The organism is Streptomyces sp. R-07 (assembly GCF_049913175.1).
Classification (GTDB): domain Bacteria; phylum Actinomycetota; class Actinomycetes; order Streptomycetales; family Streptomycetaceae; genus Streptomyces.
The window spans coordinates 3,253,868-3,280,425 of the sequence record NZ_CP183978.1 but is presented as its reverse complement, the minus strand read 5'-3'; the positions used below and the strand labels follow the sequence as shown (position 1 = coordinate 3,280,425).

Annotated in this window: 26 protein-coding genes and 1 tRNA gene; 19 read left to right on the top strand and 8 right to left on the bottom strand. The window is 71.4% G+C overall.

The features are described 5' to 3' along the window. The first annotated feature begins 67 nt into the window (after positions 1–67). From pflB to ACN9M0_RS14740, 8 genes are all read left to right on the top strand, one after another. Positions 68–2,338, top strand: coding sequence for a formate C-acetyltransferase (gene pflB / locus ACN9M0_RS14775; RefSeq protein WP_399698619.1), 2,271 nt, complete (start codon positions 68–70; stop codon positions 2,336–2,338). A 94-nt stretch (positions 2,339–2,432) separates the two neighbouring features. Continuing rightward, positions 2,433–3,338, top strand: a complete 906-nt coding sequence (gene pflA, locus ACN9M0_RS14770; RefSeq protein WP_426403724.1) for a pyruvate formate-lyase-activating protein — start codon at positions 2,433–2,435, stop codon at positions 3,336–3,338. Between the two features lie 67 nt (positions 3,339–3,405). Then, complete coding sequence (locus ACN9M0_RS14765; RefSeq protein WP_366039126.1) at positions 3,406–4,551, top strand: MFS transporter; 1,146 nt, start codon at positions 3,406–3,408, stop codon at positions 4,549–4,551. After that, complete coding sequence (locus ACN9M0_RS14760) at positions 4,548–6,872, top strand: molybdopterin oxidoreductase family protein (RefSeq protein WP_426403723.1); 2,325 nt, start codon at positions 4,548–4,550, stop codon at positions 6,870–6,872. Before ACN9M0_RS14765 ends, ACN9M0_RS14760 begins: the two co-directional genes overlap by 4 nt. Positions 6,873–6,878: 6 nt before the next feature. Then, positions 6,879–7,526 (top strand): 4Fe-4S dicluster domain-containing protein, encoded by a 648-nt coding sequence (locus ACN9M0_RS14755; protein WP_366039128.1) that lies wholly within the window; start codon positions 6,879–6,881, stop codon positions 7,524–7,526. Next, positions 7,523–8,284 carry a ubiquinol-cytochrome c reductase iron-sulfur subunit gene (locus ACN9M0_RS14750; RefSeq protein WP_426403722.1) on the top strand — a complete coding sequence of 254 codons (762 nt, stop codon included), beginning with the start codon at positions 7,523–7,525 and terminating at the stop codon, positions 8,282–8,284. Before ACN9M0_RS14755 ends, ACN9M0_RS14750 begins: the two co-directional genes overlap by 4 nt. Then, positions 8,281–8,703 (top strand): hypothetical protein, encoded by a 423-nt coding sequence (locus tag ACN9M0_RS14745; protein WP_426403721.1) that lies wholly within the window; start codon positions 8,281–8,283, stop codon positions 8,701–8,703. Before ACN9M0_RS14750 ends, ACN9M0_RS14745 begins: the two co-directional genes overlap by 4 nt. A gap of 42 nt (positions 8,704–8,745) precedes the next feature. Continuing rightward, the gene (locus tag ACN9M0_RS14740) at positions 8,746–8,964 is read left to right on the top strand and encodes a hypothetical protein (protein ID WP_366039132.1); all 219 of its coding nucleotides are present in this window, start codon (positions 8,746–8,748) and stop codon (positions 8,962–8,964) included. A 16-nt stretch (positions 8,965–8,980) separates the two neighbouring features. On the opposite strand, the gene mscL is transcribed toward ACN9M0_RS14740, so the two are convergent. From mscL to ACN9M0_RS14710, 6 genes are all read right to left on the bottom strand, one after another. Next, the gene (mscL, locus tag ACN9M0_RS14735) at positions 8,981–9,505 is read right to left on the bottom strand and encodes a large conductance mechanosensitive channel protein MscL (RefSeq protein WP_366039133.1); all 525 of its coding nucleotides are present in this window, start codon (positions 9,503–9,505) and stop codon (positions 8,981–8,983) included. A gap of 162 nt (positions 9,506–9,667) precedes the next feature. Further along, positions 9,668–10,180: a hypothetical protein gene (locus tag ACN9M0_RS14730; RefSeq protein WP_366039134.1), complete on the bottom strand. Its 513-nt coding sequence runs from the start codon at positions 10,178–10,180 to the stop codon at positions 9,668–9,670. Between the two features lie 207 nt (positions 10,181–10,387). Further along, positions 10,388–11,233 (bottom strand): S-methyl-5'-thioadenosine phosphorylase, encoded by an 846-nt coding sequence (locus ACN9M0_RS14725; RefSeq protein ID WP_366039136.1) that lies wholly within the window; start codon positions 11,231–11,233, stop codon positions 10,388–10,390. Between the two features lie 77 nt (positions 11,234–11,310). Next, positions 11,311–11,640, bottom strand: coding sequence for an FmdB family zinc ribbon protein (locus ACN9M0_RS14720; RefSeq protein ID WP_366039137.1), 330 nt, complete (start codon positions 11,638–11,640; stop codon positions 11,311–11,313). Between the two features lie 68 nt (positions 11,641–11,708). Continuing rightward, a complete protein-coding gene (locus ACN9M0_RS14715) occupies positions 11,709–12,980 on the bottom strand; it encodes an MFS transporter (protein WP_366039138.1) in 1,272 nt (423 codons plus the stop codon). A gap of 257 nt (positions 12,981–13,237) precedes the next feature. Further along, the gene (locus ACN9M0_RS14710; RefSeq protein ID WP_366039202.1) at positions 13,238–14,800 is read right to left on the bottom strand and encodes a potassium/proton antiporter; all 1,563 of its coding nucleotides are present in this window, start codon (positions 14,798–14,800) and stop codon (positions 13,238–13,240) included. Between the two features lie 214 nt (positions 14,801–15,014). Between ACN9M0_RS14710 and ACN9M0_RS14705 the strand changes: the two genes are divergently transcribed. Continuing rightward, positions 15,015–17,765 carry a penicillin acylase family protein gene (locus ACN9M0_RS14705; RefSeq protein ID WP_366039140.1) on the top strand — a complete coding sequence of 917 codons (2,751 nt, stop codon included), beginning with the start codon at positions 15,015–15,017 and terminating at the stop codon, positions 17,763–17,765. Here ACN9M0_RS14705 and ACN9M0_RS14700 read toward each other — a convergent pair. Next, positions 17,749–18,348: a 5-formyltetrahydrofolate cyclo-ligase gene (locus ACN9M0_RS14700; RefSeq protein ID WP_399698630.1), complete on the bottom strand. Its 600-nt coding sequence runs from the start codon at positions 18,346–18,348 to the stop codon at positions 17,749–17,751. The two genes, ACN9M0_RS14705 and ACN9M0_RS14700, sit on opposite strands and share 17 nt — an antisense overlap. Positions 18,349–18,452: 104 nt before the next feature. Between ACN9M0_RS14700 and galU the strand changes: the two genes are divergently transcribed. The 8 genes from galU (at position 18,453) to ACN9M0_RS14660 (ending at position 24,424) form a co-directional block, all read left to right on the top strand. Then, a complete protein-coding gene (gene galU, locus ACN9M0_RS14695) occupies positions 18,453–19,364 on the top strand; it encodes a UTP--glucose-1-phosphate uridylyltransferase GalU (RefSeq protein WP_366039142.1) in 912 nt (303 codons plus the stop codon). Positions 19,365–19,368: 4 nt separating this feature from the next. Then, the gene (gene glp / locus ACN9M0_RS14690; RefSeq protein ID WP_399698631.1) at positions 19,369–20,727 is read left to right on the top strand and encodes a molybdotransferase-like divisome protein Glp; all 1,359 of its coding nucleotides are present in this window, start codon (positions 19,369–19,371) and stop codon (positions 20,725–20,727) included. Positions 20,728–20,786: 59 nt separating this feature from the next. Beyond that, positions 20,787–21,272 (top strand): cyclic pyranopterin monophosphate synthase MoaC, encoded by a 486-nt coding sequence (gene moaC, locus ACN9M0_RS14685; protein ID WP_030690225.1) that lies wholly within the window; start codon positions 20,787–20,789, stop codon positions 21,270–21,272. Beyond that, on the top strand, positions 21,269–21,829 hold the full coding sequence (locus ACN9M0_RS14680; protein ID WP_426403720.1) for a MogA/MoaB family molybdenum cofactor biosynthesis protein: 561 nt from the start codon (positions 21,269–21,271) through the stop codon (positions 21,827–21,829). Before moaC ends, ACN9M0_RS14680 begins: the two co-directional genes overlap by 4 nt. Further along, positions 21,826–22,437 (top strand): GNAT family N-acetyltransferase, encoded by a 612-nt coding sequence (locus tag ACN9M0_RS14675; protein ID WP_366039143.1) that lies wholly within the window; start codon positions 21,826–21,828, stop codon positions 22,435–22,437. Before ACN9M0_RS14680 ends, ACN9M0_RS14675 begins: the two co-directional genes overlap by 4 nt. Positions 22,438–22,574: 137 nt before the next feature. Further along, positions 22,575–23,642, top strand: a complete 1,068-nt coding sequence (gene glpR / locus ACN9M0_RS14670; RefSeq protein WP_366039145.1) for a divisome protein SepX/GlpR — start codon at positions 22,575–22,577, stop codon at positions 23,640–23,642. Between the two features lie 95 nt (positions 23,643–23,737). Next, positions 23,738–23,811: transfer RNA gene (locus ACN9M0_RS14665), tRNA-Ala, on the top strand. Between the two features lie 247 nt (positions 23,812–24,058). After that, on the top strand, positions 24,059–24,424 hold the full coding sequence (locus ACN9M0_RS14660; RefSeq protein ID WP_366039146.1) for a hypothetical protein: 366 nt from the start codon (positions 24,059–24,061) through the stop codon (positions 24,422–24,424). Between the two features lie 48 nt (positions 24,425–24,472). Here the strand turns inward: ACN9M0_RS14660 and ACN9M0_RS14655 are convergent, their stop codons facing one another. Continuing rightward, positions 24,473–24,952, bottom strand: coding sequence for a GNAT family N-acetyltransferase (locus ACN9M0_RS14655; RefSeq protein ID WP_426403719.1), 480 nt, complete (start codon positions 24,950–24,952; stop codon positions 24,473–24,475). Positions 24,953–25,002: 50 nt separating this feature from the next. On the opposite strand from ACN9M0_RS14655, the gene ACN9M0_RS14650 reads away from it, so the two are divergent. Continuing rightward, positions 25,003–25,806 carry an exodeoxyribonuclease III gene (locus tag ACN9M0_RS14650; RefSeq protein WP_366039148.1) on the top strand — a complete coding sequence of 268 codons (804 nt, stop codon included), beginning with the start codon at positions 25,003–25,005 and terminating at the stop codon, positions 25,804–25,806. A gap of 54 nt (positions 25,807–25,860) precedes the next feature. Beyond that, positions 25,861–26,556 (top strand): response regulator transcription factor, encoded by a 696-nt coding sequence (locus ACN9M0_RS14645; RefSeq protein ID WP_399698638.1) that lies wholly within the window; start codon positions 25,861–25,863, stop codon positions 26,554–26,556. Positions 26,557–26,558 lie beyond the last annotated feature (2 nt).

Below are 26,558 nucleotides of genomic sequence, written 5' to 3'. Positions count from 1 at the left end.
ATCAAAAGGGGTGGAATGAAGGTGGGCAACGACGCGATCGAATGATTCGAAGAAGGCGGTGCGGGCAGTGACTGCGACCCCTGCTGAGGCAACGGTGAACGAGCGGGCCTGGAAGGGCTTCAAGGGCGGACTCTGGCGCGACGCCGTCGACGTCCGCGACTTCATCCAGCAGAACTACACGCCGTACGAAGGTGACGACTCCTTCCTCGCCGGGCCCACCGAGCGGACCACCGCCGTGTGGAAGGCCATCACGGACAGGTTCCCCGAGGAGCGCGCCAAGGGCGTCCACGACGTCTCGTACGACATCCCCTCCACCATCACCGCCCACGCCCCCGGATACATCGACCGCGACAAGGACCTGATCGTCGGCCTCCAGACCGACGCCCCGCTGAAGCGCGCGATCATGCCGTACGGCGGCTGGCGCATGGTCGCCGGCGCCCTGGAGACCTACGGCTACCCCGTCTCGCCCGACCTGGAGAAGGTCTTCACCGAGTACCGCAAGACCCACAACGCCGGTGTCTTCGACGCGTACACCCCCGAGATCCGCGCCGCCCGCACGGCCGGCGTCGTCACCGGACTCCCCGACGCCTACGGCCGCGGCCGCATCATCGGCGACTACCGCCGCGTCGCCCTCTACGGCGTCGACCGCCTCGTCGAGGTGAAGAAGGAGGAGAAGGAGGAGCTCAACTCCCTCCCCGCCGGCAACCGTTCGATCGAGGAGACCATCCAGCTCCGCGAGGAGCTCGCCGAGCAGATCCGCGCCCTCGGTGAACTCAAGGCGATGGCCGCCTCCTACGGCCACGACATCTCCGGCCCCGCCACCACCGGCCGCGAGGCCATCCAGTGGCTGTACTTCGCCTACCTCGCCGCCGTGAAGGAGCAGAACGGCGCCGCGATGTCCCTCGGCCGCACCTCCACCTTCCTCGACGTCTACCTCCAGCGCGACATCGAGGCCGGACTCCTCACCGAGGAGCAGGCGCAGGAGCTCGTCGACGACTTCATCATCAAGCTCCGCATCGTCCGCTTCCTGCGCACCCCCGAGTACGACCAGGGCTTCTCCGGCGATCCGACCTGGGTCACCGAGTCCCTCGCCGGCATCGGCGAGGACGGCCGCCCGCTGGTCACGAGGACCTCCTTCCGCTACCTCCAGACCCTCTACAACCTCGGCCCGGCCCCCGAGCCGAACATGACCGTCTTCTGGTCGCCGCGGCTTCCCCAGGGCTTCAAGGAGTTCTGCGCGAAGGTCTCCATCGACACCTCCTCCGTGCAGTACGAGTCGGACGAGCTGATGCGCCCCCGCTTCGGCGACGACACCGCCATCGCCTGCTGCGTCTCCGCGATGCCCGTCGGCAAGCAGATGCAGTTCTTCGGCGCCCGCGTGAACCTCGCCAAGACCCTCCTGTACGCGATCAACGGCGGCCGCGACGAGAAGTCCGGCGTCCAGGTCGGCCCCGCCACCGGCGCCATCACCGCGGACGTCCTCGACCACGACGAGGTCATGGCCAGGTTCGACGAGCAGATGGAGTGGCTCGCGAGCGTCTACGTCCACGCCCTGAACGTCATCCACTACATGCACGACAAGTACGCGTACGAGCGCATCGAGATGGCGCTCCACGACCGCGACGTGCGCCGCACCATGGCCTGCGGCATCGCCGGCCTGTCGGTGGCCGTCGACTCGCTGGCCGCGATCAAGTACGCCGAGGTCACCGTGCACCGCGACGAGACCGGCCTGGCCACCGACTACACCGTCGAGGGCGACTACCCGGCCTACGGCAACAACGACGACCGCGCCGACGCGATCGCGGTCTGGCTGGTCGAGGAGTTCATGAGGAAGGTGCGCAAGCACCCCACCTACCGGAACGCCGAACACACCCAGTCCGTCCTGACCATCACCTCCAACGTCGTCTACGGCAAGAAGACCGGCAACACCCCGGACGGGCGGCGCGCCGGAGAACCGTTCGCCCCGGGTGCCAACCCGATGAACGGCCGCGACACCCACGGCTACGTCGCCTCGGCCCTGTCGGTCGCCAAGCTGCCGTACGAGGACGCGGAGGACGGCATCTCGCTGACCAACACCGTCACCCCCGACGGCCTGGGCCGCACCCCCGAGGAGCGGATCAGGAACCTCGCGGGCGTCCTCGACGGCTACATGGCCAGTGACGGCTTCCACATGAACGTCAACGTCCTCAACCGCGACGTCCTGCAGGACGCCATGGAGCACCCGGAGAACCACCCGCAGCTGACCATCCGGGTCTCCGGCTACGCGGTCAACTTCGTCCGCCTCACCCGCGAACAGCAGCTGGACGTCCTGAACCGCACCTTCCACGGGTCGCTGTAGGCATCCCCTCCTCGCACCGCACCGCACCGCACCCGGGGCCGGTGGCCCTCACCCCGGCCCCGGGTCGCCCCACTCCCACGAAGGAGGCCCCGCCATGACCAGCCTCGCCCTCGGACCCACCCGGCCGGCCACCACCCGGGCCACCACACCGGCCGTTGAGCCGACCGCCACCCGGGCCACCACGCCGGCGACCACGCCGGCCGCCGCGCCGACCGCCACCCGGGCCACCACGCCGGCCGCCACCCCCGCCGCCGCGGCCACCCGGCGGCCCTCCGAGGGCTCGGTGCACTCCTGGGACCTGTCCACCGGTGTCGACGGTCCCGGCACCCGCTTCGTCACCTTCCTCTCCGGCTGCCCCCTCACCTGCCTCTACTGCCACAACCCCGACACCTGGAACATGCGCGACGGCACGCGCACCTCCGCCGACGCCGTGATCGCCGAGGCGTCCAAGTACGTCCGCTTCATCTCCGCCTCCGGCGGCGGCGCCACCGTCTCGGGCGGCGAGCCCCTCCTCCAGCCCGTCTTCACCGGCGAGCTGCTGCACCGCATGAAGCACGAGCTCGGTCTGCACACGGCCCTCGACACCTCGGGCTTCCTCGGCGCCCGCGCCACCGACGCGCTGCTGCGCGACACCGACCTGGTGCTTCTCGACATCAAGTCCTGGGACCCGGACACGTACAAGAAGGTCACCGGGCGGCCGCTGCGGCCCACCCTGGACTTCGCCCGGCGTCTCGCCGACCTCGGCCAGGAGGTCCACGTCCGCTTCGTGCTCGTCCCGGGACTCACCGACGACCCCGCCGACGTGGAAGGCGTCGCCGCCTTCGCCGCCGGCCTCGGCAACGTGTCCCGCGTGGACGTCCTGCCCTTCCACAAGCTCGGCGAAGCGAAGTGGCAGGCACTCGCCAAGCCGTTCACCCTGCACGACACGCCGTCCCCGACCCCCGAACAGCTCACCGCGGCCCGCGAGGTCTTCCGGTCCCACGGCCTGAACGCGGCCTGAGCGACGCCCTCACCCTCTTACCTGTCAAAACAGGGCGAAATGGGACGCACGGCCTTACCGTGGCCGCGTGACCGAGCCACCGCAGACCGCCGAGCCGACACCCCCGCCGAGCGAACCCACCCCCGCGGCTCCGCCCCAGAGCGCCCCGGCTCCGCCCCAGAGCGCGGGGGCTCCGCCGCAGACCCCCGCCGCCGTGCGCCGCCGCGCCTCCCTCGCCGGCGCGGTCGTCTCCGCCCTGCTGATCCTCGCGATCGTCCTCGGCAGCCGCCTGCTCCGCGACTTCGACTCGGCCCTCCTGCCGTACGCCGTGGCCACCGTCTTCCTCGCCTTCGGCGTCGCCTACCGCTACACGGTCTGGGTCTCCGCGCCGGGCGCCCGCCGCCTCTTCCGGCAGGGCCGGCGCTCCTTCTTCTCCGCCGCGAACTTCCGCAAGGCGCCCACCGCCCTGCCGAAGATGATCGCCACCTACCTCGGCTTCCAGAAGTTCCTCGGCGCCCGCTCGCACGCCCGCTGGGCCGCCCACCAGCTCATCTTCTGGGGCTGCATCCTGGCCGCGCTCATCACCTTCCCCCTCACCTGGGGCTGGTTCACCTTCACCTCGTCGACCGGCTCGGGCCCCGGCTACGAGATGCGGATCTGGGGCTTCAAGGTCCTCGGCTTCGACGCCCTCAGCGTCCCCGGCTGGCTCATGTTCCACGGCCTCGACATCGCCGCCGTCCTCGTCATCGCGGGCGCCGCCTACTTCCTGTGGCGCCGCTTGAAGGACCGCGGCGCCATCACCGGCCAGCGCTTCGCCTACGACCTGATCCCGCTGCTCGCCCTCATCGTCATCTCGGTGACCGGGCTGCTGCTGACCTTCTCGTCGATCTTCCTGCACGGCGGCGGCTACGAGTTCCTCGCGATCCTCCACATGGTGTCCGTGGTCTTCACCCTCATCTACATCCCCTTCGGCAAGTTCTTCCACATCGTCCAGCGGCCCGCCGCCGTCGGCATGCAGCTCTTCAAGTACACCTCCCGCCGCGCGGACGAGGAGGTCCTCACCTGCCGCCGCTGCCACGAGCCCATCGACACCGCCCCGTACGTGGAGAACCTCCAGGGCACCATGCGCGACCTCGACCTCGGCTTCGACGAGTGGGCCGAGTACTGCCCCCGCTGCAAGCGCGTCCTCCGCGGCACCGCCTACCTCGACCACGTCAAGAAGGGCTTCAAGTGACCGCGACCGACCCCGCGACCACCCCCGGACGGCCGCTGCCGCTCGACCCCTCCCTCGCCCCGCCCGGCACCCGTAACTTCCGCGACGCCGGAGGCATCCCCGCCGACCGCTGGCACGCCGACCAGAACGGGGAGACGCTCGTCCCCACCCACTGCTGCTTCTGCGGCGTGCAGTGCGGCATGTACCTCCGTGTCGACCGCCACGGCAAGGTCTTCGGCGTCGAGCCCCGCAACCACGACATCAACCGCATGCGGCTCTGCCCCAAGGGCATCAACGCCTACCAGCAGGTCAACCACCCCGACCGGCTCACCGCACCCCTCATGCGCAGGAACCGCGACGAGGAGTTCCGCGAGGTCAGCTGGGAGGAGGCCCTCGACCACACCGTCGCCGAGATCCGCCGCATCCAGGGCGCGTACGGCAACGACTCCTTCGGACTCCTCGGCGGCGCCAGCCTCTTCTCCGAGAAGACCTATCTCGTCGGCAAGTTCGCCCGCGTCGCCCTCAAGTCCCGGCACGTCGACTACAACGGCCGCCTCTGCATGGTCTCCGCCGCCGGAGCCAACAAGCTCGCCTTCGGCATCGACCGCGCGGGCAACCCCTTCTCCGACATCCTCCTCACCGACTGCCTCCTCATCGCAGGATCCAACGTCGGCGAGTGCTTCCCCGTCATGACCCAGTACCTGTGGGGAGCCCGCGACCGGGGCGCCACCCTCATCGTCGTCGACCCGCGCGAGACCGCGATCGCGCGCACCGCCGACGTCCACGTCGCCCTCAAGCCCGGCACCGACGCCGCCTTCTTCAACGCCGTCCTGCACGTCGTCGTCGCCGAGGGCCTCACCGACGAGGCCTACCTCGCCGCCCACACCACCGGCTGGGACGAGGTCAAGAAGACCGTCGCCGCCTACCCGCCCGCCCGGTCGGCCGAGATCTGCGGCGTCCCCGAGGAGCAGATCGTCCAGGTCGCCCGCATGTTCGCCGGCGCGGGCAAGGCCATGGCCTGGCACGCCCGCGGCGTCGAGCACCACTCCCAGGGCGTCGAGAACTGCCTCACCATCATCAACCTCTGCGTCGCCACCGGGAACATCGGCAAGCCCGGCGCCGGCTACGGCACCATCACCGGCCAGGGCAACGGCCAGGGCGGCCGCGAGCACGGCCAGAAGTCCGACCTCCTGCCCGGCGGCCGCTCCATCACCAACCCCGACCACCGCCGCCAGATCTGCGAGATCTGGGGCATCGACGAAGCCGAACTCCCACCCGCCGGCACCTCCATGATGGAGATGGTCTGGCAGATGCAGCGCAAGGAGATCCGCGGCCTCGTCGGCATCTGCAACAACCCCTTCGTCTCCCTCCCGAACTACGCCACCGTCAAGGACGGCTACGACACCCTCGAATTCCACGCCCAGTTCGACTTCTTCCTCTCCGAGACCGCCGCCAACGCGCACGTGGTCTTCCCCGTCACCGTGTGGGCCGAGGACGAGGGCGTCATGGCCAACGCCGAGGCCCGGGTCGTCAAGCACAACAAGGCCCAGGAACCACCGGCCGGCGTCCGCACCGACACCTGGGTCATCTGCGAACTGGCCAAGCGGCTCGGCGCCGCCGACAAGTTCGCCTTCCCCGACTCCCGCTCCGTCTTCGAGGAGCTCCGCATCGCCTCCGCCGGCACCGTCAACGACTACTACGGCATCACGTACGAGCGCCTGGAGGAGACCGGCGGCATCGCCTGGCCCTGCCCCACCACCGAACACCCCGGCACCCCCCGCCTCTTCGAGGACGGCCGCACCTACCACCCCGACGGCAGGATCCACCTGCAGGTCGTCGAATGGCACCCGCCCATGGACCCGTACAGCGAGGAGTACCCCCTCTCGCTCACCACCGGCCGCACCGTCGCCCACTTCCTCTCCGGCAACCAGACCCGCCGCCTCGGCGCCCTCGTCGAGCAGACCCCCCGCCCCTGGGTCGAGGTCCACCCCTCGCACGGCTTCCGCAACGGCGACCCCGTCCGCGTCGTCACCCGCCGCGGCAGCGAGGTCTTCCCCGCGCTCGTCACCGAGGCCATCCGCCCCGACACCGTCTTCGTGCCGTACCACTGGCCCGTCCCCACGGCGGCGAACGCCCTCACCATCGACGCCCTCGACCCGCGCTCCAAGATCCCCGAGTACAAGGTGTGCGCCGCCCGCATCGAAGCCGCCGAACGCATCGACGAGGTCCCCGCCCCGCCCACCGCCCCCGGACACCAGGCATACCCGGAGACCCAGGTCTCCCGCACCGACCCGCTGCCCCCCACCTCCCCCCAGGGCCGCGGCACCGGGGAGAGGAGCTGACCGCACATGATGGGCCGCACGATCTTCATCGACCCGGGCCGCTGCATCGGCTGCCAGGCCTGCGTATCCGCCTGCCGCGAATGCGACTCCCACCGCGGCAAGTCGATGATCCACCTCGACTACCCCGACGAGGGCCGCTCCGTCGCCTCCCTCCCCACCGTCTGCATGCACTGCGAGGACCCCGTCGCCCCCTGTGCCGAGGTCTGTCCCGCCGACGCGATCCTCGTCACCGCCGACGGCGTCGTGCAGCAGGCCGACACCACCCGCTGCATCGGCTGCGCCAACTGCGTCAACGCCTGCCCCTTCGGCGTCCCCAAGATCGACCTCCAGGCGAAGCTCCAGATGAAGTGCAACCTCTGCTACGACCGCACCGCCTACGGCCTCGCCCCGATGTGCGCCACCGTCTGCCCCACCGGCGCCCTCTTCTACGGAACCCTCGAAGAGCTCCAGGCCGAGCGTCCCGGCGTCCAGGTCGCCGACTCCTTCACCTTCGGCAGCACCACCGTCACCACCGGAGTGGCGATGGTCGTCCCCGCCGACAAGGTCCAGTGGCCGGTGCCGGGCGGGCTTCCCGTCGTCGAGATCAACGGAGTGGACGTGAGCGAAGCGAACTCGAACAAGGGTGGCGGCGGGCGACGGGAGGGCGTCCGTTGAGCGTCACCGACCCCCAGCCGCCCGCCCCGGACGCCCACGCCGACGCGGCCCAGGAAGCGCTCCACGACCGGATCGCCGCCGACTCCCTCACGACCCGCCGCGACTACCTGCGGATCGTCGCCACCGTCTCCGGCGGCCTCGCCGTCGGCGGCATCGCCGTCGCCTCCGGCATCCTGCACCGGCACGGCGACCCCGACGGCCTCCCCGCGATCAAGAAGATCGCCGACCGGATCGAACCCGGTGAGTCGCTCGCCTTCCGCTACCCCGGCGACGAGGACCGGGCGATCGCCGTCCGCATGGACGACGGCACCCTCGCCGGCTACTCCGCCGTCTGCACCCACCTCGCCTGCGCCGTGCTCTGGCGCAAGGAACGGGGGAGCGAGGGCGAGCTGTACTGCCCCTGCCACGAGGGGATCTTCGACGCCCGTACGGGAGAGGTCACCGCCGGCCCGCCCCCGCGCGGCCTGCCGAAGGTGATCCTGATCGAGCAGGTCGACGGCAGCGTCTGGGCCATCGGCACCGCCCGCTCCGGCGAGAGCCTCCAGGAGGGCTACTGCCGCCAGCGCGGCGTCGGCAGCCCCCTCTGCGCCCGCCTGGAGGGCGAGGCCACCGACACGCGCAAGGAGCGCGCGGCCACCGAGACGGGCAAGAAGCGCGCGGCCACCGACACGGGCAAGAAGCGCGCGGCCACCGACACGGGCAAGGAGCGCGCGGCCACCGACACGCGTGGCGGGGCCGAGAGGAGTGAGCGCGCATGACCGAGACGCCGTTCCCGAAGGACCCGGAGAGTCCAGGGGGGCCCTCCCCCTCCCCCTCCGCCCCCCTCCCGCCCCGCCCCTCCTACACCCCGGGCAGCGCTCAGCCCCGGTTGAACCGGCCCGTGCACGAGCGCTACCCCCAGATCCGGCCCACCAGCGGATACGGCGATCCCCGGATCCGGCACACCGGTCCGGGCCCCGGGGCCGGTACGGAGCAGGAGCCGGAGCGCTCCTCGAAGCTCTCGGCCCGCCTGACGCTGGCGCTCACGGTGGTCATCGGCCAGCTGTGGGGCCTGACGATCGTGGTGGACGAGTGGATGGCGGGCGACACCGGCACCGCCTGGTGGGGCGCGGGCTTCCTCGTCCTGTCGTTCCTGGTGGTGCTGGGCCTGTGGCTGATCGACCCGAAAGACCGCTGATCAGGGGGGTACGGGGCGGGCGAGCGGGCGTACCCTGAAGAGATGAGCACCGCCCCCGCCCACGGACCGCGAGACGCGAAGCAGCCCGGCCTGTCATCCAGCCCCGAGAACAGTCCGAAGCCGGTACTCGTCTTCGACGATCCGCTGGACCAGCAATCCGCGGACGACACGGACCGCGGGTGGGGAGAGCGGCCTCCGGCCGGCGGCAGCGCCGCCGACCTCGCGCGCTTCCTCGACGAGAAGCCGCCGCACCACCTCTGAAACCGGCCTCCGCCGGTCAGGAGGTGGAGTGCGCCTCGGCGCCCCCGCCGCCGACGACCCCGGAACCCGGAACCGGGGTGTGGTTCAGGGACGGGCCGCGCTGGGAGACCAGGTGGTCGCGGATCTCCTTGAGCACCTCCAGCTCGCTGACCTCCAGGGTCTCCTGGACTCCTTCCTTCACCTTCTCGTGCGCGGCGCGCTTGGCGAGGATCTTCGCCATCGGCAGGACCATGAGGAAGTAGACGACCCCCGCGGTGATCAGGAAGCTCAGCACCGCGCTGAGGACCAGACCCCACTGGATCTGGACGCCCTGCATCTCGCCGTTGACCACGACACAGTCGCCCTTGATGCAGGACGCGTAGCTCTCCAGGTCCTTGGTGCCGAAGGCGCCGACGATCGGGTTGATGATGCCCTTGACCACCGAGTTCACGATGTTCGTGAAGGCGGCACCGATGACGACCGCCACCGCCAGGTCGATCACGTTGCCCCGCATCAGGAAGGCCTTGAAGCCTCCCAGCAAACTTTCCTTCTTCTCGGCCACCGAGGTGCCTTTCGTCGCGTGAGATGTCGCGTGAGATGCCGCGTGTGAAGTCGCGTGTGAAGTCGCTTGTACCGCTGTGTGCGGAGCCATTAGGCCGTGAACGGCGCAGAGGCGTCCAATCCGTACACACGGGACGGTGACTTGACAGTGTGCCAGTGCGAATCAGCACACCGTCACCGCCAGTTGGGACGTGACTCCGGCACCTGCCAGCGTGGCCGCCGTCGACCGCGGCACGGACAGGACGACGAGCGCCCCTCCGTCCGATCGAGTCTCGCCCGGCGGCGGAACTTCGGCCACTCGGGCGCCCGTGGCGACCACCCGGGCCTCACCCTCCCCGCCGAGCGGGGAGTTGGGTGCGGCGATCACGTCGACCCGGTCGCCGGGCCGGAGCAGCCGTACGGTCGCGGCGTCGGCGATCCGTACCGGCGCGGACACCAGGGGCACGGCGGCGGGCGGCCGCGCGCGGGCGGGCGCCTGCGGGGGCGGCGCGGCCGGAGCGGCGCCCGTGTTCGCGACGGCCAGCGCGCCCGCCGTCAGGGCCAGGAGCAGCGCCGGTGCGCGCCGGCCCCGCCGGAGCGCCCGTCGTAGGCGGTGCCGGGCGCCCCGGACCCGTAGCGGCTCGAAGGCGGGCACCGTGCAGGGCGCGGGGACGGAGGAGGAGAGGGTCGTCGTCATGCGGGACACCGCCTGTCCGGTAGGGCTCGGGAAGAGGGACGCCTCCACTCTCCCGACTCCGCCACCGCCCCGCTCCGGCCTGGGGATCACCGCGCGCCTGTGGACAACTTCCCCACTCCAGGGGGTGGTTTACGGCAACCCGGGGGCATTGCGGCACCCCCCGGGCGTACGGCAACCCGGGGGCATTGCGGCACCCCCCCGGGCGCATTACGGCAGTTCGATCCCCAGGTCCCAGCCCTCGTGCGCCCGCGTGCACAGGCAGTCCCGGTCCACCGTCGCCGGCAGCGCCCCCACCGCGTCGAAGAGCACCTCCCGCAGCCGTCCCACGTTCTCGCCGAAGACCCGCAGCACCTCGGTGTGGGAGACGCCGTCGCCGGTCTCGGCGCCCGCGTCCAGGTCGGTGACGAGCGCGAGCGAGGTGTAGCAGAGGCCCAGCTCGCGGGCGAGGACGGCTTCGGGGTGCCCGGTCATGCCGACGACGGACCAGCCGGCGGCGGCGTGCCACCGGGACTCGGCGCGGGTGGAGAAGCGCGGGCCCTCGATGACGACCATCGTGCCGCCGTCGACCGGTTGCCAGCCCCGTCCCCGGGCGGCCTTGACCGCGACCCGTCGTCCGTCCGGGCAGTAGGGGTCGGCGAAGGTCACGTGGACGACGTTCGGCACGGCCCCGTCGGCCCGCCGCTCCCCGTCGAAGTAGGTCTGGTCCCGGCTCTTCGTACGGTCGACCAGCTGGTCGGGCACGACGAGGGTGCCGGGCCCGTGCTCCGTACGCAGGCCGCCGACGGCGCAGGGCCCGAGGACCTGCCGTACGCCCAGGGAGCGCAGCGCCCAGAGGTTGGCGCGGTAGTTGATCCGGTGCGGCGGGACGGTGTGGCCGCGGCCGTGCCGGGGGAGGAAGGCGACCTGCCGGCCGGCGATCTCGCCGACGAAGAGGGAGTCGCTGGGGCTGCCGTACGGGGTGTCGACGGACACCTCCGTGACGTCCTCCAGGAACGAGTAGAAGCCGGAGCCGCCGATCACGCCGATGTCCGCGTACACGTCATGGTTCGCCATGCGGGTCACCCTACGCACCGTGTACGGAAACGCCGAGGGCCCCGTCGCGCGCAGCGACGGGGCCCTCGGCGGAAGAACTAGGCGGCCGAGCTTCCGGTGCCCGACGAGGACGTCGAGGAGGAGGAAGCGGACGACGAAGCGGCCGGCTTGGAGTCCGACGACGAGGTCGACGGAGTCGACGTCGAGGTGGTCGAGGACTTCGACGAGGCCGGCGAGCTGCTGGACGACGAGCCGCGGCTGTCGTTCCGGTAGAAGCCGGAGCCCTTGAAGACGATGCCGACGGCCGAGAACACCTTCTTCAGGCGTCCCTTGCAGTTCGGGCACTCGGTCAGGGCGTCATCGGTGAACTTCTGCACCGCCTCGAGGCCTTCGCCGCACTCGGTGCACTGGTACTGGTAGGTCGGCACTTGACTTCCTCCTGGCACTCACACTCATCGAGTGCTAACGACGATCCATACTGACGTATTCCGTGGGTTCAGTCCACCGCCACCGGCACGCGGTGACCGATACCACGTGCCGCGACCCGGCTCGCCTCGCGCGGCTTCAGCCGCGACCGCAGGGCGAGCAGCGTGGCCAGGGCGAGGGCCGTGCCCGCCATCGGCACCAGGAAGCCGGTGCTCGCGCCGTGTGCGTCGGCGAGGCGTCCGGCGACCGTGACGGCCGCGGCCTGGCCGAGTGCGACGGCGCCGGTGAGCCAGGTGAAGGCCTCGGTGCGGGACGAGGCCGGGATGAGGGTCTCGACGATGGTGTAGCCGGTGATCAGGGCCGGGGCGATGCACAGGCCGACGACCAGGCCCAGGGCGCCGAGGAGCAGCACCGAGTGCGTGGTCCACAGCAGGGAGGCGGCGACGGTGAGGCCCGCGTAGCCCAGGATCAGGCGGCGGCGGGGGCCGGTCTTCCAGGCGACGGCGCCCATGGCGATGCCCGCGAGCATGTTGCCGGCGGCGAAGACCCCGTACAGCAGGCCGTTGGCGCCGGGGTTGCCGATCTCCTCGGTGAAGGCGGTGAGGGAGACCTGCATGCCGCCGAAGACGGAGCCGATGCCGAGGAAGGCGACGACGAGGACGCGGACGCCGGGGATGGACAGGGCGGACCGGCGGGGCTCGGCGGCGGCCGTGGTGGACAGGCCGTACGCGGGCTGGGTGGCGCGCTGCGCGGCGAAGAACAGGCCGCCGACGAGGGTGAGGACGGCCTCGGCGATCAGGCCGGCGGCCGGGTGGACGCCGGTGCACAGGGCGGTGGCGAGGACGGGGCCGACGACGAAGGTGAACTCGTCCGTGACGGACTCGAAGGCGGCGGCCGTCGGCATCAGCGGGGTGCCGTCGAGCTTGGCGGCCCAGCGGGCCCGGACCATCGGCCCGACCTGGGGCACGGAGGCACCGGCGGGGACGGCGGCCAGGAACAGTGCCCAGAGCGGGGCGCCGGCCAGGGCGAGGGCGACGAGCAGGGAGACGGAGGCCGTGTGGACGAGGACGCCGGGGATCAGGACGGCGCGCTGGCCGAAGCGGTCGGCGAGCTTGCCGCTCTGCGGGGCGAAGAGCGCCATGGAGACGCCGGTGACGGCGGCGACCGCGCCGGCGCTGCCGAAGGAGCCGGTGGTGTGCTGGACGAGCAGGACGATGCCGATGGTCAGCATCGCGAAGGGCTGCCGTGCGGCGAAGCCGGGGAGCAGGAAGGACAGTGCGCCGGGGGTGCGCAGCAGCTGCCCGTAGCCGGGCCGCTTGTCCGAGATGACCGTGGACGCCACGGTCCTGGCCTTTCTGCCGCCTGGTAGCGCGCCCTGGCACGGTGGTGCGGGTGTCGCCGAGAGCTGTCCTCATGCGCGTTACTGCGGTAGATACCGGGCCGGCCCCACTGCGGAGGGGCGCCACGGCCGCCATACGGTCGCGCCAGCTCTGCGTCAGGCAGAGTTGGTTCGATCAGGTGTGCCTTCATGGTACAGGGAAGAGCGTCTTCTCGCCTGGGAAAACGCTCCCGCACCCGAATTAATGCCTGGGATTAACCCTAGGTTTCCTTGTGGCGGTCGCTGCTCGGCAGGTGGAAGCGTCCCGTGGCGGCCGGCGGGGAGCTCGCCGTCGCGCCTCCCGTCCCGAGCCAGCCGGCGAGCTTGCCGCCCTGGCCGACGGCCCGCAGGCGCCGCTCGGTGGCGTCCCGCACGGGGTCGGTGGCGACGACGAGGAGCTCGTCGCCGTGCCGCAGGACGGTCGCGGGCCCCGGTACGAAGCTGCTGTCCTCCCGTACGACGAGGGTGACGGCGGCTCCGGCCGGGAGGCGCAGCTCGGCGACCTCGACGCCGTGCATCCGGGAGCGCTCCGGGATGGCGACGGAGAGCAGGTGTCCGCGCAGCCGCTCCAGCGGGGCGGACTCGACGCCGAGGTCGGCGGCCTCGGCGGAGTCGCCCAGCTTGAGGGCCTTCGCCAGCCAGGGCAGCGTCGGGCCCTGGACGAGGGTGTAGACGACGACGAGGACGAAGACGATGTTGAAGATCCGCTCGCTGCCCTCGATCTTCGACACCATCGGGATGGTGGCGAGGATGATGGGGACGGCTCCGCGCAGGCCGGCCCAGGACATCAGGGCCTGTTCCTGCCAGGGGATCCGGAAGGGCAGCAGGCTGACCAGGACCTCCATGGGCCGCGCGACCACCGTCAGGACGAGGCCGATGACGACGGCGGGCCAGAAGTCGTGGCCGAGCTCGTGCGGGGTGACGAGCAGGCCGAGCAGGACGAACATGCCGATCTGGGCGATCCAGCCGAGTCCCTCGGCGAAGCCGCGGTTCGCGGGCGCGTGGGGCAGCTTGGCGTTGCCGAGGATCATCGAGGCCAGGTAGACCGCGAGGAAGCCGGAGCCGTGGGCCATGGCGCCCGCGGCGTACGCGACGACGGCGATGGCCATGACGGCGATCGGGTACAGGCCGGAGGCGGGCAGGGCGATGTGCCTGAGGCCGTAGGCGCCGACGAAGCCGACGGCGAGGCCGACGGCGACGCCGATGGCGAGTTCGAGGGCGATCTCGGCGACGAGCAGGTACCAGTGGTCGACGGGTCCGGCCGTGGAGAAGGCGACGACGAGGATGACGACGGGGGCGTCGTTGAAGCCGGACTCGGCCTCCAGGACACCGGTGACCCGCGAGGGGAGGGGCACCTTGCGCAGTACGGAGAAGACCGCGGCGGCGTCGGTGGAGGAGACGACGGCGCCGATGATCAGGGCCTGTCGCCAGTCGAGACCGACGAGGTAGTGGGCGCCGGCGGCGGTGATGCCGACGCTGACGGCGACGCCGACGGTGGAGAGGACGACCGCGGCGGGCAGCGCCGGCTTGATCTCCTTCCACTTCGTGCCGAGACCACCCTCGGCGAGGATCACGACGAGGGCGGCGTAGCCGATGACCTGCGTGAGTTCCGCGTTGTCGAAGGCGACGTTGCCGATGCCGTCCTGCCCGATGGCGATGCCGATGCCCAGGTAGAGCAGGAGGCTGGGGAGCCCGCTCCGGGAGGAGATCCGCACGGCCGCGACGGCCACGAGCAGGACGAGGGAGCAGACGAGCAGGAGTGCGTTGAGCTGGTGGACAGTCAGTGGCCGTTCCTTCCCCTCACGTGCGGCTGGATCGTTCCTCCAGCGGCCGGTACTTCGTTACCTTACCTAATCTTTAACGTTTTCTTGACGCGATCTTTGCGTCCCCTCGCTCATCAGTACGGTTCTCTTCCTGACACCGCGTCCGGGCCGTCCGGACGCTGCGCCTAAGGTTGCTCCCGTACTCCAGGACCACCCTGCCCCTCGAAGGACAGCGATGCCCTCCAACACGTCCGCGCCCCCCGGCAAGAAGACCGCCAAGAAGAAAGGGCGGCGTGCCCGCCTGCTCCTCCTCGTCCTGGTCCTCGCACTGGTCGTGGGCATCGGCTTCGGCGGGTACTGGGGGGTCAGCACCGTCCGGGCCTCGTTCCCGCAGACGACCGGCGAGATCCGCCTCGACAGCCTCTCCGCCGACGTCGAGGTGAAGCGGGACGCGAACGGCGTCCCGCAGATCTACGCCGACAACGAGACGGACCTCTTCCGCGCCCAGGGATACGTCCAGGCGCAGGACCGGTTCTACGAGATGGACGTCCGGCGGCACGTGACCGCGGGCCGGCTCTCCGAGATGTTCGGCGAGAGCCAGGTCGACACCGACGCGTTCCTGCGCACCCTCGGCTGGCGCCGGGTCGCGCAGGAGGAGTACGACAAGGTCCTGTCGCAGGAGACGAAGAAGTACCTCCAGGCGTACGCGGAGGGCGTCAACGCCTATCTGAAGGACCGCGACCCGGCGGACGTCTCCGTCGAGTACGCGGCGCTCGCGTTCACCGGCGACTACACGATCGAGCCGTGGACCCCGGTCGACTCGGTGGCCTGGCTCAAGGCGATGGCCTGGGACCTGCGCGGCAACATGCAGGACGAGATCGACCGCTCGCTGATGACGAGCCGGCTGAGCGCGAAGCAGATCAAGGAGCTCTACCCGGAGTACCCGTACGCGCTCCATCAGCCGATCCTGGACAAGGGCACGGTCGACGGGTCCACCGGCAAGTTCGACCCGAAGGCCGACGCGACCGAGGGCGACGGCACGACCACCGGGGACACCCCCGGCACGGGCCCCGGCGGCTCCTCCGGCGGTGTGGCGTCCCAGCTCGGCGCGCTCTCCGAGGTCCTCGACACCGTCCCGGCCCTCCTCGGCCCCAACGGCAACGGCATCGGCTCGAACTCCTGGGTCGTCTCCGGGCGGCTCACGACCTCCGGCAAGCCGCTGCTCGCCAACGACCCGCACCTCGCGCCCCAGCTGCCGTCCCTCTGGTACCAGATGGGCCTGCACTGCCGCTCGGTCTCGGCCACCTGCCGCTACGACGTCGCCGGCTACACCTTCTCCGGCATGCCCGGCGTGATCATCGGCCACAACGACAAGGTCGCCTGGGGTCTCACCAACCTCGGCGCCGACGTCACCGACCTCTACCTGGAGAAGATCGGCCCGGACGGCTACCTCGTCGACGGCAAGGTCAAGCCGTTCACGAGCCGCGAGGAGACCATCAAGGTCGCCGGCGGCGCCGACCGCAAGATCACCGTCCGCTCCACCGAGCGGGGACCGCTGGTCTCCGACCGTTCCTCCGAGCTGGAGAAGGTCGGCCAGAAGGCCCCCGTCGGCAACGCCGCCCCCGACCGCGGCACCGGCTACGGCGTCTCCCTCCAGTGGACCGCGCTCCAGCCGGGCAGGTCGATGGAGGCGATCTTCGCGCTCGACCGCGCCAAGGACTTCAGCACCTTCCGGGCCGCCGCCAAGAACTTCGAGGTGCCGTCCCAGAATCTGATCTACGCCGACACCGAGGGCAACATCGGCTACCAGTCGCCGGGCAAGATCCCGCAGCGCGCCACGGGCGACGGCACCCTCCCGGCGCCGGGCTGGGACTCGAAGTACCGGTGGAAGGGCTACGTCCCCTTCGAGAAGCTGCCGTACGAGTTGAACCCGGACCGCGGCTACATCGTCACCGCCAACCAGGCCGTCATCGACCAGAAGACCTACCCCGACCTGCTCACCAAGGACTGGGGCTACGGCTCGCGCAGCCAGCGGATCAACGACCTCATCGAGTCGAAGACCAAGGACGGCGGCAAGATCTCGCCGGACGACATGCGGACCATGCAGACGGACAACCGCAGCGAGATCGCGACCCTGCTCAACCCGCTCCTGCTGAAGATCGACATCTCCGACCCGTACGTCCGCGAGGCGCAGAAGCTCCTCGAGGGCTGGGACTACACCCAGGAGCCGGACTCGGCCGCCGCCGCCTACTTCAACGCGGTCTGGCGCAACGTCCTCAAGCTCGCCTTCGGGAACAAGCTGCCCAAGGAACTGCGCGCCGAGGGCGACTGCATCAACGTCCGCCCGGCCGACGCCACCGGCCCGGTCGACGAGCAGAACAAGCTCGTCCGCGAGTGCGGCCAGCGCGACCCCGACTCGGCGCAGCCCGACGGCGGCGACCGCTGGTACGAGGTGGTCCGCCCGCTCCTCAAGCAGGAGAAGAACGAGTGGTGGACGACCCCCGGCAACCGGCTCGACCAGGCCACCGAGACCCGTGACCAGCTGCTCGCCCGCGCCATGAAGGACGCCCGCTGGGAGCTGACCGCCAAGCTCGGCAAGGACGTCTCCACCTGGAGCTGGGGCCGGCTGCACCAGCTGACCCTGAAGAACCAGACCCTCGGCACCGCGGGACCCGGTTTCGTGCAGCAGCTCCTCAACCGCGGCCCGTGGAACCTGGGCGGCGGCGAGGCGGCCGTCGACGCCACCGGCTGGAACGCGGCCGGCGGCTACGAGGTCATCTGGGTGCCGTCGATGCGGATGGTCGTCAACGTCGGCGACTGGGACAAGTCCCGGTGGGTCAACCTGACCGGCGCCTCCGGCCACGCCTTCCACTCGAACTACACCGACCAGACGGACGCCTGGACCAAGGGCGAGCTGTACGACTGGGCCTACGGCAAGGCGGCGGTCGACGCGACGGCGAAGGACACGCTCACGCTGAAGCCCTGAACCGGGTGACCCCCTCCGGGGTCACCACCGCGTGCACGGGGTGGTCGTGCGGTTCCTCCGGGACCCGGGCGACCACCTCGTCCGCGTAGAGGAGCACCACCAGGGCCGGATCCACGCCCGCGCGTGCGAGCCGGGCGAGGACCCGGTCGTACGAGCCGCCGCCCCGTCCGAGCCGCATCCCGCGCCCGTCGACCGCGAGGCCCGGAAGCAGCACCGCGTCGGCGGCGCACACCGCCTCGGGGCCGAGCCGGGGTCCGGTCGGTTCGAGCAGGCCGCGGCCGGCCTTCGCCAGCGACTCCCGTCCCTCGTACACCGCCCAGTCCAGGTCGTTGTCGGGGAGCAGGACGGGGAGCAGGACCCGGACCCCGCGCGCGTGGAGGGCGTCGAGCAACGCGCGCGTGCCCGGTTCGCGGCCCACGGACACATAGGCGGCGACGGTGGCCGCCTCCGCGAGTTCGGCGAGTTCCATGCCCCGCCGGGCGAGGGATCCGGCCGTGTCCGCGAGGGAATCGGGGGTCAGGGCGGCGCGGGCGGCCAGAAGTCGGCTGCGCAGCAGGGTCTTTTCGGACATCTCAGGTGTCATGGCGGCCTCATGTACAGGTACGAAATTCTTGTAAGTGTCTTTATGTGAAGGAAGTTAACCGAAGCCACATCTTCTTCTCATTCCGAACGACTAAGGTGCACCGCATGAATCAGTCGCTCCCCAGGCTCGGCCGGATCAGCAAGGCTGTCATCCCCGCCGCCGGTCTCGGTACCCGCTTCCTCCCGGCGACCAAGGCGACGCCGAAGGAGATGCTGCCGGTCGTCGACAAGCCGGCGATCCAGTACGTCGTCGAGGAGGCCGTAGCGGCCGGCCTCTCGGACGTTCTGATGATCACCGGCCGGAACAAGCGTCCCCTGGAGGACCACTTCGACCGGAACTACGAGCTGGAGGAAGCTCTGATCCGGAAGGGCGACGAGGAGCGCCTCTCCAAGGTCCAGGAGTCCAGCGACCTCGCCACCATGCACTACGTCCGCCAGGGCGCCCCGCGCGGCCTCGGCCACGCCGTGCTGTGCGCCGCCCCGCACGTCGGCGACCAGCCCTTCGCGGTGCTCCTCGGCGACGACCTGATCGACCCGCGCGACCCGCTGCTCGCGCGGATGGTGGAGGTCCAGGAGCGGGAGGGCGGCAGCGTCATCGCCCTGATGGAGGTCGAGCCCTCGCAGATCCACCTCTACGGCTGCGCGGCGGTCGAGGCGACCGTCGACTCGGACGTCGTCAAGGTGACGGACCTGGTGGAGAAGCCGGACCCGGGCGAGGCGCCCAGCAACTACGCGATCATCGGCCGTTACGTACTGGATCCGGCCGTCTTCGACACGCTGCGGGAGACCGAGCCGGGCCGCGGCGGCGAGATCCAGCTGACCGACGCCCTGCAGAAACTCGCCTCGGACGAGAAGATCGGCGGCCCCGTGCACGGCGTCGTGTTCAAGGGGCGCCGCTATGACACCGGTGACCGCGGGGACTATCTGCGTGCCATTGTCAGACTCGCGTGCGAACGTGAAGATCTGGGACCGGACTTCCGGGCCTGGCTCCGGAGATACGTCAGCGAGGAGATGTAGCACTTTGAGCAGCAGCGCGGCACCGTCGCCGTCCCACGACGACCACGACCACGAGGCCGGGGCGGCCGACCCCTGCGCGGGCCCGGCCCGCGGCCTGTGGTCGGTGGACGAGCACCTCGCCGACATCCTCGCGACGGTCGGCCCGCTCGAACCCATCGAGCTGCAACTCCTCGACGCCCAGGGCTGCGTCCTCGTCGAGGACGTGACGGTGCCGGCCGCGCTGCCCCCCTTCGACAACAGCTCCATGGACGGGTACGCGGTGCGGGTCGCCGATGTCGCCGGTGCCACCGAGGAGTTCCCCGCCGTCCTCACCGTCGTCGGCGACGTCGCGGCGGGCGCGGGCGGCCTGCCCGAGGTCGGCCCCGGCGAGGCCGCCCGGATCATGACCGGCGCCCCGCTGCCGCCCGGCGCCGAGGCCGTCGTCCCCGTCGAGTGGACCGACGGCGGCACGGGCGGGGGCGCGGCCACCGGCATGACCGCCGCGAGCACCGCCCCCGAGGGCGCCGGGGGCGAGGTCCGGGTCCACCGGGCCGCCGAGGCCGGCGCCCATGTCCGCAGGGCGGGCAGCGACGTACGGGCCGGGGAGCTCGCCCTCGCCGCGGGCACGGTCCTGGGGCCGCCGCAGATCGGCCTGCTCGCCGCGATCGGCCGCGGCACCGTGAAGGTCCGCCCCCGCCCGCGGGTGGTCGTCCTCTCCACCGGCAGCGAGCTGGTCCAGCCCGGCGAGCCGCTGGGCGAGGGCCAGATCCACGACTCCAACAGCTTCGCGCTCGCCGCCGCCGCGCGGGACGCCGGCGCCCTGGCCTACCGGGTGGGGGCCGTCGCCGACGACGCGGAGTCGCTGCGCTCCACCATCGAGGACCAGCTCATCCGGGCCGACCTGATCGTGACCACCGGTGGGGTGAGCGTCGGCGCGTACGACGTGGTGAAGGAGGCGCTGACCGCTGACGGGCAGGTCGACTTCCGCAAGCTGGCCATGCAGCCGGGCAAGCCGCAGGGCTTCGGCGCGATCGGCGCCGAGCAGATCCCGCTGCTCGCCCTGCCGGGGAACCCGGTCTCCTCGTACGTCTCCTTCGAGCTGTTCGTGCGCCCCGCGATCCGCGCGCTGATGGGCGTCGAGGACCTGCACCGGCCCCGGGTGCGGGCGGTGCTCGACGCGGAGAAGGCCCTGTCGTCGCCGGCCGGCCGCCGCCAGTTCCTGCGCGGCAGGTACGACCGGGAGGCGGGCACCGTCACACCCGTGGGCGGTGCCGGTTCCCACCTGATCGCGGCCCTCGCGCACGCGGACTGCCTGCTCGTGGTCCCGGAGGAGACGGAGAGCGTGGAGCCGGGCGCCGAGCTGGAAGTGGTCCTCCTCGGCTGAGGGGGCGACGCTGGGGGTACGGTGTCGTCCTTCACACAGCGACCGGGAGTGTCACGGCCATGAGCACGCAGCAAGGTCTCACCCACATCGACGAGGCGGGCGCGGCCCGCATGGTCGACGTATCGGCGAAGGACGTCACGTCCCGCACCGCCCGCGCCAGCGGGCGGGTCCTCGTCTCGCCGCGCGTGATCGAGCTGCTGCGCGGCGAGGGCGTCCCGAAGGGCGACGCGCTCGCCACCGCCCGCATCGCCGGGATCATGGGCGCCAAGAAGACCCCGGACCTCATCCCGCTCTGCCACCCGCTGGCCGTCTCGGGCGTCACCCTGGACCTGGCGGTCACGGACGAGGCGGTCGAGATCCTGGCGACCGTGAAGACCACGGACCGCACGGGCGTCGAGATGGAGGCCCTCACGGCCGTCTCGGTGGCCGCCCTCACCGTCGTCGACATGATCAAGGCGGTCGACAAGGGCGCGGTCATCTCCGACGTACGGGTGGAGGAGAAGACGGGCGGCAAGTCGGGCCACTGGACGAGGGCCGAGGCGTGACGCGCGCGGGCCGGGTGGCCGGGGCGCACGAGCACCAGGAGCAACCGGTCTCGGCCGGGGAGGCCCCGGCGGTGGCCTACCGCGCGCTCGTCGTCACCGCCTCCAACCGGGCGTCGGCCGGGGTGTACGAGGACAAGGGCGGTCCGCTGATCGCCGAGGGCCTGACCCGGATGCGCTTCGCCGTGGAGGGCCCGCAGGTCGTCCCGGACGGGGCGCCGGTCGAGGCGGCCCTGCGCGCGGGGGTCGCCGCCGAATACGACGTGATCGTCACCACCGGCGGTACGGGCATCTCGCCCACCGACGAGACCCCCGAGGCGACCCGCCGGGTCCTGGAGCGGGAGATCCCCGGCATCCCGGAGGCGATCCGCGCGTACGGCCGCGAGAAGGTCCCGACGGCGGCGCTCTCGCGCGGTCTGGCCGGGGTCGCGGGAGGCACGCTGATCGTGAACCTGCCGGGCTCCCCGGGCGGGGTGCGCGACGGGCTCGCCGTCCTGGAGCCGCTCCTGCGCCATGCCGTCGACCAGATCCGCGGCGGCGACCACCCGAGAGCGTCGTGATCCCGTCCTGGCCGGTGATCCTCGTCGACGGCGAGGTGCTGCTCCGACCGATAAAGATGCGCGACCAGGCGGCCTGGCGCGAGGTGAACCGGCGCAACCGCGAGTGGCTGCGGCCCTGGGAGGCGACGGTTCCGCCGGCGCCTCCGGGCGCCCCGGTGGCGCACCGGCCCACGTACCGTCAGATGGTGCGCCATCTGCGGTCGGAGGCGAACGCCGGGCGGATGCTGCCGTTCGTCATCGAGTACCGGGGGCGGCTCGTCGGCCAGTTGACGGTGGCCGGGATCACCTGGGGCTCGATGTGCTCGGGGCACGTGGGGTACTGGGTGGACAGCGAGGTGGCCGGGCGCGGGGTGATGCCGACGGCGGTCGCGCTCGCCGTCGACCACTGCTTCCGGGTGGTCGGGCTGCACCGCATGGAGGTGTGCATCCGCCCGGAGAACGGGCCTTCGCGCCGGGTGGTGGAGAAGCTCGGCTTCCGCGAGGAGGGTCTCCGCCCCCGCTATCTCCACATCGACGGCGCGTGGCGGGACCATCTGGTGTTCGCGCTGACGGCGGAGGAGGTGCCGGAAGGGCTGCTGAGGCGCTGGCACCACGCAAGAATGCAATAAGTGTTCGAATTTAATCGCCAGTTGGCGGTCAATCGATCTGAACAATCACAAAAAAGTTCAGTGATATCAGCCAGATCGTGCGACACACCGGGCCAATTGGCCGATGCGTGTTACGGAACCCCTCTACCGTGTGAGGCGTGAGCAGCAGCGGCCTCATCTACGCAGTCATCGTCGGGGCCTGGGCCGCCTACTTGGTGCCGATGTGGCTCCGCAGGCAGGACGAGCTGAACGAAGCCCGTCCGACGGAACGCTTCAGCACCGCCATCCGGCTGCTTTCCGGACGGGCGGGCATGGAGCGCCGGTACGCCAAGGAGCTCAAGGAACGGGACCGTACGGCCCAGGGACCGACGCCCGACGTGGACCCGGACGCGGAGACCGAGCATCTGAGCTCGGTCGACGTCCGGGCCTTCTCCGCGCCCGCGGCCAGGACGGAAGCGCGCCTGGAACTCCCGGAACCCGAACCGGAACCGGCGCCGAACCCCGCGCCCGCCCACCCCGCACCGGCCCGGCCCGCCCAGGGCGCCGCCGCCCAGGGGGCCGCCGCCGAGCGCGCCCGCCGCGGCAAGGTCCTCGCGCGCCGCCGCCGCACCACGACGCTCCTCTTCGCCGGCTTCACCCTCGGCGCGGTCGTCGCGGCCGTCGGCGGCATCGCCTTCCTGTGGGCCCCGGCTGCCCCCGCCCTGCTCCTCAGCGCGTACATCGTGCACCTGCGGATCCAGGAGCGACGCCGCTTCGTGTACGTGATGGACCGGCGCCGCGCCGAAGCGGCCGCCGCCCGGCTGCGCGAGAGCCGGCGGCCCGCCCCGACGCCGGAGCCGGAGGCCGACCCGTCCCCCATGGCCCCGGCGGTCTCCCCGCAGGAGGCGGACCGGCGGGCCCTGGTCGAGCAGACCGACCACGCGGAGTGGGTGGACCAGCAGCGCGAGCGCGGCCCGGCCCGCGGCGACAGCTGGGACCCGGTCCCGGTGCCGCTCCCCACGTACGTCACCGCCCCGGTCGCCCCGCGCGCCACGAGCGGCATCGACATCACGGACCCGGAGACCTGGAGCGCGGCCCGCTCCTCCACGGCGGCCGACCCGGCCCCCACCCCGTCCCCGGCCCCCCGCCAGCGCACCGCCCCGCCCCGCCGGGGCCGCGACCACGGCCGCACCCCGCTCTTCGACCAGTACGCGGACGACGACCGCCCCCGCGCGGCCAACGAATGACCCCGGCCGGGGGCCCGCGACGGCCCCCGGCTGACCTGCGGCGGAAGCGATTTTTGTTCTCCGCGATCGGGATGCTAATGTTTCACACGTCGCAAGGGCCTGTGGCGCAGTCTGGTAGCGCACCTCGTTCGCATCGAGGGGGTCTGGGGTTCAAATCCCCACAGGTCCACAGACACGGAAATCCCGTCCGATCGAAAGATCGGGCGGGATTTCTGCTTTCCCGTGAGGGAGCCGGACTTCTTGCCGGTGCGGACGGAGTGACACGGTCGGCCGCGACCTGACGGCCGGTCGGGCCGTTGGACGGGCATGATCACCGCATATGCCTCCGCACCTCACCCGTTCACGGAGCCGTCCGGTCCGGGCGGATTCCCCGACGCGTTGTTCGTGTCCGGGCTGGAGTGCGTCGAAGGTCTTCCATGACCGGGATGAGCCCGCTCGGCGTCGTCAGGTCCGTGAAGGCGTACGAGGCGGCGCGGGCCGCCCTGCGTCGCCTTCCCGCGCGGTACCGGCTCGGTGCCGGGCATCTCATCGGGTACGCCCCCGACCTCGTCGCCCGGGAGGCCTGCCGGAGGCTTCTGCCCGTGGCCGGCCCGCACGACGAGCGGTCGCGCTTCGACTGGCACGGCGTCATCGAGCGGCGGCTGCCGATCGAGGTCGAGCGCACGGCCGTCGATCTCGTCCGGCGCTACGTGGTCGTGCACGAGGGGCTCGGGGGCAAGCAGCGCTACACGGGCGAGGTCGACCGACTCGACGTCTGGCAGGCGATCCTGGCCCAGAAGTGACAGGTCACGTCAGGGCAGGGCAGGGCAGGTCACGTCAGGGCAGGTCGGTCAGGTCAGCGGCTTCGCGAAGCAGCGGCTCGTGGGGTAGGTGCGGTAGTGGCCGAACTTGGGGCAGGGGGCGTAGCCGCTGGAGGTGTAGAGGGCTATCGCCTCCGGCTGGGCGATGCCCGTCTCGAGGACCATGCGGGTGCGGCCGGCGGTGCGGGCGTCGGATTCCAGGGCGGCGAGGATGCGGCGGGCCAGGCCCAGGCCGCGGGCCTCGGGGACCACGTACATGCGCTTGAGTTCGGCGTCGCCGTCCTCGTAGCCCTCGGCGTTCTTGTTCTGGGTGCGCCAGCCGCCCGTGGCGACCGGGCGGCCCTCGGGGTCGTACGCGAGGAGGTAGAGGCCCCGGGGCGGGACGAACATTCCGGCGTCCAGCGGTGTGGCGTCGCCCTCGTCGCCGTAGCGGACGGCGTACTCCGCCTGGACCGCGTCGTTGAGCTTGACGGCGTCGGGGTGGTCATACGGCGTGGGCTGAATTTTCATACGATGAAGTGTATAGGTGTGCATCGGGGGCGTGTCTGTATTCTCCCGGGATGCTCACTGTCACGACCGCGAATGTCAATGGTCTCCGCGCCGCCGCCAAGAAGGGCTTCGTCGAGTGGCTGGCCGGCACCTCCGCCGATGCCGTCTGCCTCCAGGAGGTCCGCGCCGAGGAGACGCAGCTGCCCGCCGAGGTGCGAAGCCCCGAGGGCTGGTTCACCGTCCACGCCCCCGCCGCCGCCAAGGGCCGCGCCGGAGTCTCCCTCTACACGCGGCGCGAGCCCGACGCCGTACGCATCGGCTTCGGGTCCGCCGAGTTCGACTCCAGCGGCCGGTACGTCGAGGCCGAACTCCCCGGCGTGACCGTCGCGAGCCTCTACCTGCCCTCCGGCGAGGTCGGCACCGAGCGCCAGGACGAGAAGTACCGGTTCATGGCCGAGTTCCTGCCGTACCTGAAGGAGCTGCGCCAGAAGGCCGCCGCCGACGGGCGCGAGGTCGTCGTCTGCGGCGACTGGAACATCGCCCACCGCGAGGCCGACCTCAAGAACTGGAAGGCCAACAAGAAGAACGCCGGATTCCTGCCCGAGGAGCGGGAGTGGCTGAGCCAGGTCCTCGACGCGGGTGACGGCGGGTACGTCGACGTCGTGCGGGAGCTCCACCCCGAGCAGGAAGGGCCCTACTCCTGGTGGTCCTACCGGGGGCGCGCCTTCGACAACGACAGCGGCTGGCGCATCGACTACCAGATCGCCACCCCCGGACTCGCCGCCAAGGCCGTCAAGGCCTACGTCGAAAGGGCCGCGACCCACGAGGAGCGGTGGAGCGACCACGCACCCGTGACCGCCGTCTACGAGATGTAGTCCCTTTTCGCGCGGTACCGTGCTCGTGAATTGCCGAACCGGGTGGGGGCATCGTTGAACGCGCGCATTCTCATCGCCGAGGACGACGAAAAGCAGTCACGGCTGATACGGATCTATCTGGAGCGGGAGGGGAATAGCGTCCAGGTGGTCGGCGACGGGCGTTCCGCATTGGAACGCGTCCGTTCCGTACGGCCGGATCTCGTCGTGCTCGACGTGATGCTGCCCTTCGTCGACGGGCTCGACGTGTGCCGCATCCTGCGCTCCGAAGGTTCCGACGTACCGATCCTGCTGCTCACCGCCCGCAGCACCGAGGAGGACATGCTCCTCGGCCTCGACCTCGGCGCCGACGACTACCTCACCAAGCCGTACAGCCCGCGCGAGCTCACCGCCCGGGTCCGCGCGCTGCTCCGCCGCTCCCGGGCGGCCGGCGCCGCCGCCCGGGACGAGCTGCTCCGGGTCGGCCAGGTCGAGCTCGACACCGCCCGCTTCGAGGTCCGGGTCGCCGGCCGGCCGGTGGCCCTCACCTCCAAGGAGTTCTCCCTCCTGGAGGTCCTCGCACGCGAGCCGGGCCGGGTCTTCACCCGGGCGCAGATCATCGAGCGGGTCTTCGGCTTCGACAGCGACGTCCTCGCCCGCACGGTCGACGTCCACGTCCGCAACCTGCGGCTGAAACTGGAGGCCGACCCGGCCCGGCCCCGGCATCTGGAGACCGTGTACGGGCGGGGATACCGCCTCTCCGAAGGGCCGTGACG